Origin of the sequence: Streptomyces solicavernae (assembly GCF_029968095.1) — a bacterium.
Classification (GTDB): domain Bacteria; phylum Actinomycetota; class Actinomycetes; order Streptomycetales; family Streptomycetaceae; genus Streptomyces; species Streptomyces solicavernae.
This window is the reverse complement of sequence record NZ_JASCIR010000069.1, coordinates 1-6,726: the sequence shown is the minus strand read 5'-3', so window position 1 is coordinate 6,726 and position 6,726 is coordinate 1. Positions and strand designations below refer to the sequence as shown.

Genomic DNA, 6,726 nt, shown 5'->3' with positions numbered 1-6,726 from the left:
ACACCGTCGAGATACACGGGCGATCCGACACAGCGCGGGCACGGGAATACGGCCACCCCCGGCCCACCTTGGAACAGCACATGAGCACCGCAGCCCACCCGGCCCCCGCCCCCGCACACCCGCCCCACCCGCACCCCCTGGACCGGCCCACGTACGCCGCGCTCACCGGACCGCAGTCCGGCCTGGCCGAGCGGCGCGGGCGCGTGCTGCGCTTCCCCGCGGACGTCTCACCGTGGCTCGCCCTGCCCGACGACCCGGCCGCCGGGGACTGGGCGGACGCCGCGGAGCTCGTCGGCCCGGACGGCGAGTTCGCGCTCGCCGCGACCACCGCACTGACACCGCCGCCCGGCTGGACGGAGACCTTCCGGGTGCCGGGGGTCCAGCTGGTCGACGACGGCGTACGGGCGCGCCCGGACGCGGAGGCCGTACGGCTCGGGCCCGCCGACGTCCCGGAGATGCTCGACCTCGTGGCACGCACCCGGCCCGGTCCGTTCCTGCCGCGCACCGTCGAGCTCGGCGGGTACGTGGGCATCCGGCGCGGCGGGGCGCTCGTGGCGATGGCGGGGGAGCGGCTGCGCCCCACCGGGTACACGGAGATCAGCGGCGTCTGCACGGATCCGGCGCACCGCGGCCAGGGGCTCGGCGGGCGGCTCGTCCTCGCGGTCGCGGCGGGCATCCGGGACCGCGGCGAGGTCCCGTTCCTGCACACCGGCGCGGAGAACACCGGCGCGATCGGGCTCTACGCATCCTTGGGCTTCCGGCTCCGCCGCGAGGTGTCGTTCTTCGGGCTGCGGGTGCCGGCGGGGAGCAGCAGCCCGAAGGGCGACCGACCCTGACCGAGCCGACGGTGCGGGGACGGGCGCCGCAGCCCGCAGCCCGCAGCCCGCAGCCCGCAGTCCTCAGCCCGCAGCCCTCAGCCCTTCTGGGCGCGGTGCCGGTAGAACTCGGCGGTGGACGGCGCCAGCGGGGTGTTGCCGAGGATCAGGTCGGCGGCCTTCTCGGCGAGCATCATCACCGGCGCGTAGATGTTGCCGTTCGTCAGATACGGCATGGCCGAGGCGTCGACCACCCGCAGCCCGTCGACCCCGTGGACGCGCATCGACGCCGGATCCGTCACCGCCATGGCGTCGATGCCCATCTTGGCGGTGCAGGACGGGTGGTACGCGGTCTCCGCGTCCCGCGCCACCCACTCCAGGACGGCATCGTCGCCGCTCACCTCCGCGCCGGGCGACATCTCGCCCGCGTCGAACTCCGCGAAGGCGGGCTGCTTCAGGATGTCCCGGGCGACCTGGATGGCCTCGATCCACTCCTTGCGGTCGTTCGGCGTGGAGAGGTAGTTGAAGCGCAGCGCCGGATGCTCCTCCGGATGCCCCGACTTGATCTTCACGGAGCCGCGTACGTCGGAGTACATCGGGCCGATGTGCACCTGATAGCCGTGCTCCGCGTCCACCGGGGTGCCGTCGTAGCGCACCGCGATCGGCAGGAAATGGAACATCAGGTTGGGATAGTCGACCGCGTCGTTCCCGCGTACGAACCCGCCGGCCTCGAAGTGATTGGTGGCCGCGGGACCCGTGTGCGAGGTCATCCAGCGCATTCCGACGGCGGGCCGGTTGCGCCACTTGATGAGCGGGTTGAACGAGATGGGCTGCTTGGAGGCGTGCTGCACATACACCTCCAGGTGGTCCTGGAGATTCTCGCCGACCCCGGGCAGTTCATGCACCATCTCGATGCCGAACCGGGTGAGTTCGTCGGGATTCCCGATGCCCGAAAGCTGAAGCAGCTGCGGGGTGTTGATGGCTCCGCCGCACAGGATCACCTCGCCGCCGAACGTCTCCCGCCGCTGCTTCCCGTGCTTCCGATAGGCGACCCCGACCGCCCGCTTTCCCTCGAAGAGCACCCGGTCCACCTGCGCGAAACACTGCACGGTGAGATTGGGGCGCTTCATCACCGGATGCAGATACGCCTGCGCCGCGGACCAGCGCCGCCCGTCCTTGATGTTGCGGTCGAAGCGGGCGAAGCCCTCCTGCTTGTAGCCGTTGACGTCCGAGGTCAGGTCGTACCCGGCCTGCTGCGCCGCCTCCAGAAACGCCTCGAACAGCGGGTTGTCGGCCGCGCCGCGATCCAGCCACAGCGGCCCGCCCTGACCGCGCCATTCATCGGCCCCGGCCGCACAGTGCTCCATTCGCTTGAAATACGGCAGACAGTGCGCGTAGTCCCAGGTCTCCATTCCGGGATCCGCCCCCCAGCGCTCCAGGTCCATGGGATTTCCGCGCTGGAAAATCATCCCGTTAATCGAACTCGACCCGCCGAGCAACTTGCCGCGCCCGTGGCTGACCCGGCGGCCGTTCATGTACGGCTCTGGCTCCGACTCGTAGCACCAGTCGTACAGCGGATTCCCGATGATCATCGTCAGGGCGGCCGGCATGTGCGTGAGCACGTCCCACTTGTAGTCCGGCCGTCCGGCCTCAAGCACCAGCACCCGATTGGCCGGGTCCGCGCTCAACCGGTTCGCCAGGGCGCACCCCGCAGAGCCGCCGCCGACAATGATGTAGTCAAATTCCGCCCGGCCCATGGCACTCCCTGGATTCTCGTCGTACGACTCGTTGCCGCCCCCGTGGTACGTGCCTAACGTAATGCGTAATCAATTCAGTGCGCACAACGGGAGAGCCGAATACGGCGCAACCGGGAAAGGAATTCCCACGTCCAGTCTGTATATCGACGGAGAGTGGGTGGCCGCAGCCGGGGGCGCCACGCGTGAGATCATCAACCCCTACGACCAGTCCGTGGTCCGCACCGTGGACGAGGGCGGACCGGCCGCCGTGGCCGCCGCCCGCAGGGCCTTCGACGGCGACACCTGGCCGTCCTGGACGCCCCGGCAGCGCGCCGCACTCCTGCGCCGCACCGCCGAGTTGCTCCAGCGCGACCGCGACGAGACGGCCCGCCTGGAGACCCTGGACACCGGCAAGACGCTGGTGGAGAGCGGCATCGACGTCGACGACGTCACGAACGTCCTCGCGTACTACGCCGGGCAGGCCGAGGCCGACGCCGGGCGCGTGGTGGACGCCGGGGACCCGCGCATCCGCAGCCGCGTCGTCTACGAGCCGGTCGGCGTGTGCGCGCTCATCTGCCCGTGGAACTACCCGCTCCTTCAGGCCTCCTGGAAGGTCGCCCCGGCGCTCGCGGCCGGCAACACCATGGTGGTCAAGCCCAGCGAGATCACCCCGCTGACCACCGTCAAGATGGTCGAGTTGCTCGCCGAGGCGGGCGCGCCGCCCGGCGTCGTCAACCTCGTCCTCGGCGGCGGCGCGGCCACCGGCGCGCCCCTGGTCGAGAGCCACGACGTGTGCCGCGGCCCGTCTGCAGCCCGCCGGTGAAGGACACCAGGTCGCGAGAACACCGCACCGGAACCGCAACGCTGGTTCGCCCGCTGAGGACCGGCGGCGGAGGGGCGCGGTCCGGGGCCGGCCCGCCCCGCACCGCACGGCGTCCCGGCCACGCACCGTGAGCGGTCGACGGGCGATTGTCAGTGCCGGGTGCAAGGCTGAAACTCACCGAAGATGCACGGAAGGAACCTCGTCATGATCACCACGGACTTCGCCAACGGTGCCCCCTGTTTCCTCGACCTCGGAGCTCCCGACGTCACGGCCGCCGCGTCCTTCTACGGCGCCGTGCTCGGCTGGGACTTCGAGTCCATGGGCGACGGTGAGGACATGGAAGGCGGCACATTCAAGAGCGACGGCAAGCTCGTCGCCGGACTCGGCAAACTCACCGAGGAAGGCGCGCGCTCCGCCTGGATGATCTACTTCAAGGTCGCCGACGCGGACGCCGCCGCCCAGACGGTCGAGCGCGCGGGCGGCACGGTCCGGGTCGCTCCGATGGACCTGGAGGACTGGGGCCGTATGGCGCAGTTCAGCGACCCGCTCGGCGGCCAGTTCGCCGTGTGGCAGCCGGGGAAGGACTCGGGCGTCGAGAAGGTGGACGAGCCGGGCTCGCTGTCCTGGACCGAGCTCTACACCACGGACGCCGCGGCCGCGAAGGAGTTCTACGGCGGCCTCCTCGGCTGGCAGTTCAGCGACATGGAGCTGCCCGGCGGTGGAGGCACGTACACACTCATCACCCCCGAAGGGCTGCCCGAGGAGCGGATGCACGGCGGCGTCATGCAACTCCCCGCCGAACACCTCGCCGCGGCCGGCGGACGCCCGTACTGGCACCCGGTGTTCAACGTCACCGACTGCGACACCGCCGTCGCCAAGGTCACCGAGAACGGCGGCAGTGTGCAGATGGGGCCGGAGGACGCGGAGGGCGTCGGCCGGATGGCGGTCTGCCTGGACCCGGCGGGCGCGGACTTCGTGGTGCTGACGCCGGTGAAGAGCTGAGCCTGCCGCTCGATGACGAGTTCCGGAGGGCGCCTCACTCCTTGCGGTAGCCGTACGCCTCCCGTGCCGCCGTCTCCACCGCGTCCAGGTCCGCGCCCGCCGAGGCCGTGACCACCGCCGCGACCGCGCCCTCCACGAACGGGGCGTCAACCAGGCGCGCGCCGTCCGGGAGTTCGTCGCCCTCGGCGAGCAGGGCCTTCACCGTGAGCACCGCACTGCCCAGGTCGACCAGGACCGCGACGCCCGCGCCCCGGTCCACCGAGCGGGCCGCCCGCGCGATCAGCTCCGCGCTCGTACCGAGGTCCCCGTCCTCCGTGCCGCCCGCCGGGGCGACCGGGGCCGCGCCGGCGCCGCCCGCGAGGCCGGCCGCCAGCTCCGCGACCGAGGCGGCGACGGCGGCGCTGTGCGACACCAGGACGACTCCCACCTGCTTGGCGCCGTCACTCATGCGGCGCCTCCGGCGTTCTTGGCGTTCTTGGCGTTCTTGGCCTTCTCCGCGTTCTTCTCGTTCTCCGCGCTCTCTGCGAGCGCGGCGATCAGCAGGGCCGATGAGGTGGCGCCCGGGTCCTGATGGCCGATGCTGCGCTCGCCCAGATAGCTCGCCCGGCCCTTGCGGGCCTGCAGCGGGATCGTCGCCTCCGCGCCCTTGCCCGCCGCGTCGCGCGCCGCGTCGAAGGACGCCGGCAGCGCTTCGACGGCCGGGACCAGCGCATCCAGCATCGTCTTGTCGCCGGGCGCCCCGCCGCCGAGCTTCGCCACCGCGTCGACGCCCGCCCGCAGCGCCTGCGCCAGCTCCTCGCGCGACACCTCGCCCGCGTCACCGAGCGCCTTTCCGGCCGTACGCAGCAGGGTGCCGTACAACGGTCCGGACGCCCCGCCCACCTTCGAGATCAACTGCCGCCCCGCCAGGGCGAGCAGAGCCCCGGGCGCGGTGGCGTCGCTCCCGGCGAGCGCCTCGGTCACGGCCGTGAAGCCGCGCCGCAGGTTGGCGCCGTGATCCGCGTCGCCGATCGCCGAGTCCAGGTCGGTCAGCCGGTCCGCCTCCCGGTCCACGGCCGTGGCGGCGGTGGACAGCCAGCGGCGGAAGAAGTCGCCGTCGAGCACGTCGAGCACAGGTCCTCCAAGTTCGTCGGTCACCGGTGAATTGCGGACCGCGTTCACACGCCCCAGCGCAGCGCGGGCGTCCGCACCGGAGCGTCCCACAGGCCGAGGAGCTCCTCGTCGATCTGGCACAGGGTCACGGACGCCCCGGCCATGTCGAGGGACGTCACATAGTTGCCGACCAGGACACGCGCGACGGCGATGTTCCGTTCCGTCAGGGCGCGCTGCACCTCGGCGTGGAATCCGTACAGTTCGAGCAGCGGCGTGCCGCCCATGCCGTTGACGAGCAGCAGCACCGGGTTGCGCGGCCGCAGGTCGTCGAGGACGGCGTCCACGGCGAAGTCGGCGATCTCTCTGGACGTCATCATCGCGCGCCGCTCACGGCCCGGCTCGCCGTGAATACCGACACCCAACTCCAGTTCACCGGGCGGCAGTTCGAAGGTGGGGCTGCCCTTCGCGGGCGTCGTGCAGGCGCTCAGGGCGACGCCGAGGCTGCGTGAGTTCTCGTTGACGCGCCGCGCGATCGCCTCGACCCGCTCCAGGGGCGCCCCGGCGTCGGCGGCCGCGCCCGCCAGCTTCTCCACGAAGAGGGTGGCGCCGGTGCCGCGCCGGCCGGCCGTGTAGAGGCTGTCGGTGACGGCCACGTCGTCGTCGACGAGGACCTTGGCGACCTGAATGCCCTCGTCCTCGGCGAGCTCGGCGGCCATGTCGAAGTTCAGCACGTCACCGGTGTAGTTCTTCACCACGAACAGCACGCCCTCGCCGCTGTCCACGGCCGCCGCGGCCCGCACCATCTGGTCCGGCACGGGCGAGGTGAACACCTCACCGGGGCAGGCCGCCGACAGCATCCCCGGCCCCACGAACCCTCCGTGCAACGGCTCGTGCCCGGACCCGCCCCCGGAGACGAGGGCCACCTTGTCGGCGACGGGCGCGTCCCGCCGTACGATCACACGGTTCTCGACGTCGACCGTCAACTCGGGGTGGGCGGCGGCCATCCCGCGCAGGGCGTCGGCTACTACGGTCTCGGGGACGTTGATCAGCATTTTCAACGGGTACCTCCGGCAGACACTGGTGGGGCTCGACTCGTGGGCCCTCAGTATCGATCCCCGGCGGCCGCGGGTCACGACCGGCGGGTGCGTGGCGTTCGACCTCGGCCTCGATGACGGCGATGAACTTCTCGTCGATCGACGGCACGTGCGGCTCTACGTGCCGCGCCCTGCCTCAGCTGTGATCAGCTGGGGCCATCCGC

The 6,726-nt window shown here is 71.6% G+C and carries 6 protein-coding genes and 1 pseudogene; 3 read left to right on the top strand and 4 right to left on the bottom strand.

Translation table 11 applies throughout. The annotated features are described in order from the left end of the window. The first annotated feature begins 80 nt into the window (after nucleotides 1-80). Nucleotides 81-836, top strand: a complete 756-nt coding sequence (locus QIS99_RS31785; protein ID WP_282517227.1) for a GNAT family N-acetyltransferase — start codon at nucleotides 81-83, stop codon at nucleotides 834-836. 77 nt (nucleotides 837-913) lie between these two features. Here the strand turns inward: QIS99_RS31785 and betA are convergent, their stop codons facing one another. Beyond that, entirely contained in the window at nucleotides 914-2,572 is a 1,659-nt protein-coding gene (betA, locus tag QIS99_RS31780) for a choline dehydrogenase (protein WP_282517226.1), read from the bottom strand. A 61-nt stretch (nucleotides 2,573-2,633) separates the two neighbouring features. Between betA and QIS99_RS31775 the strand changes: the two are divergent. Both QIS99_RS31775 and QIS99_RS31770 read left to right on the top strand, forming a co-directional pair. Continuing rightward, nucleotides 2,634-3,344 (top strand): annotated as a pseudogene (locus QIS99_RS31775) (aldehyde dehydrogenase family protein); the annotation flags it as partial. Between the two features lie 234 nt (nucleotides 3,345-3,578). After that, the gene (locus QIS99_RS31770) at nucleotides 3,579-4,376 is read left to right on the top strand and encodes a VOC family protein (protein ID WP_282517225.1); all 798 of its coding nucleotides are present in this window, start codon (nucleotides 3,579-3,581) and stop codon (nucleotides 4,374-4,376) included. A gap of 34 nt (nucleotides 4,377-4,410) precedes the next feature. Here QIS99_RS31770 and QIS99_RS31765 read toward each other — a convergent pair whose 3' ends face one another. From QIS99_RS31765 to dhaK, 3 genes are read right to left on the bottom strand one after another with little or no spacing between them, the layout of a single operon-like run. After that, nucleotides 4,411-4,824 (bottom strand): PTS-dependent dihydroxyacetone kinase phosphotransferase subunit DhaM, encoded by a 414-nt coding sequence (locus QIS99_RS31765; protein WP_282517224.1) that lies wholly within the window; start codon nucleotides 4,822-4,824, stop codon nucleotides 4,411-4,413. Further along, the gene (gene dhaL, locus QIS99_RS31760; RefSeq protein WP_282517228.1) at nucleotides 4,821-5,480 is read right to left on the bottom strand and encodes a dihydroxyacetone kinase subunit DhaL; all 660 of its coding nucleotides are present in this window, start codon (nucleotides 5,478-5,480) and stop codon (nucleotides 4,821-4,823) included. Before dhaL ends, QIS99_RS31765 begins: the two co-directional genes overlap by 4 nt. A gap of 53 nt (nucleotides 5,481-5,533) precedes the next feature. Next, nucleotides 5,534-6,526 (bottom strand): dihydroxyacetone kinase subunit DhaK, encoded by a 993-nt coding sequence (dhaK, locus tag QIS99_RS31755; protein WP_282517223.1) that lies wholly within the window; start codon nucleotides 6,524-6,526, stop codon nucleotides 5,534-5,536. Nucleotides 6,527-6,726: the final 200 nt, after the last annotated feature.